The organism is Clostridium sp. CX1, assembly GCF_025398335.1.
In the GTDB taxonomy this organism is placed as follows: Bacteria; Bacillota; Clostridia; order Clostridiales; family Clostridiaceae; genus Clostridium_AM; species Clostridium_AM tanneri.
This window is the reverse complement of the sequence record NZ_JAODOO010000050.1, coordinates 1-1,448: the sequence shown is the minus strand read 5'-3', so window position 1 is coordinate 1,448 and position 1,448 is coordinate 1. Positions and strand designations below refer to the sequence as shown.

Annotated in this window: 1 protein-coding gene and 1 CRISPR repeat array; the gene reads right to left on the bottom strand. The window is 36.0% G+C overall.

The window, feature by feature from the left end:
* Positions 1-186: 186 nt before the first annotated feature.
* A CRISPR array of direct repeats spans positions 187-618; the repeat unit is 32 nt; unit sequence GTCACTCCCTACATGGGAGTGTGGATTGAAAT.
* A gap of 254 nt (positions 619-872) precedes the next feature.
* Positions 873-1,448, bottom strand: a 576-nt coding sequence (locus N4T77_RS20065) for a DUF4180 domain-containing protein (RefSeq protein WP_261673637.1), incomplete at its 5' end; no start/stop codon positions are given.

Here is a 1,448-nt window from a genome sequence, read left to right as displayed (position 1 = left end):
TATTATACTTTCTAGCTATCTCTGATATCTTTACTCCTTTCAAATATTCGTTTCTAATTTCCATCCAAAGATCTCCTTTCACTCTTACCACCTCAATCTTCTTATCGAAGTGATATGAATATTTTAAAGAGTTCTCTGTATTTTTTTAGTACCCTTTTTATGTATTTTATCATTAACTTCTACAATGTCACTCCCTACATGGGAGTGTGGATTGAAATTCTTAAATTGCAGCGAGCAAAACAGATTTATAAGGTCACTCCCTACATGGGAGTGTGGATTGAAATAGTATGTTAAATTTATCAGCAGTTAACCAAAAATCGTCACTCCCTACATGGGAGTGTGGATTGAAATTTTCATTTAATCGGTGCAGGAAGTTTGCTTATAAGTCACTCCCTACATGGGAGTGTGGATTGAAATATTTACCAATTGGATGTACTCAGGATTATATCTTGGTCACTCCCTACATGGGAGTGTGGATTGAAATAATAGTAATGGCGATATGTCTCCTTGGAGTGATTAGTCACTCCCTACATGGGAGTGTGGATTGAAATCAAAGGGCAAGATTTGTCTTACGAGGTTAGTAGGTGTCACTCCCTGCATGGGAGTGTGGATTAAACTATGATTATCGCTCTTTTAATTAATGTGTATTTTGATTAGTGCCACAATTTACCTTGGATATGACGGAAGCAAAAATCTGTTTTTAAATTGCTAAATTATGATATAGAAAAAATAATCTGCTACCATGGAGGTGAATATAAAGAAAATATATCAGAGGCTCTACAGAATATTTGAAGCTACTCCGAAAGATAGAGAAATAATGCTGCCTCCGCTTCCCCACTAGGCTCAAGAGGAGAAAGGGGAGGCCTAGCTTTTTATTTTAGAAGCCATTCCTCAGCTTCTTCTTTACTTCCATACATTCTAAAATGATTGCCTTTATTGGTTTCTAAGGCCATTTCTCTAAATCTGCCTTTTTCCATGATCTCCTGGGGAATGACAGCCACAGTTTTTACACCATAGTTAATAAACTTTTGAAGCATATCACCTGCTACTCTGGTCTTAAGCTTGAAGAAGTCTTTAGATAAAGCAGCATAGTGGATCATAAGCAGATATGTGTCATGTTCACCGGTTAAAGCTACTAGGTCAAGTGCATCATTCTCAGTACTTAAAGGGTTGGTAGCGGAAATCAACTCTATGTATTTTTTATTATTCATTTCTATAATTTGATAATTCATTTTACCTTTCTCCTTTATATCTAGATTTTCAAATAACTTTTGACGGGTTTCTCGGACCCAATTCAATTCATTATTATAGGTTGAAATAATATTTTCTGAAATCCTCTCCCATATAAATCTTTCTCTAGTGCTTCTATTAGGCCAGTGAAGAGCACGTCTGTCTTTTTCCTGCTGCATAACTAACTGCACTTGGAGTTCCTCTTCATATTTGGAGAG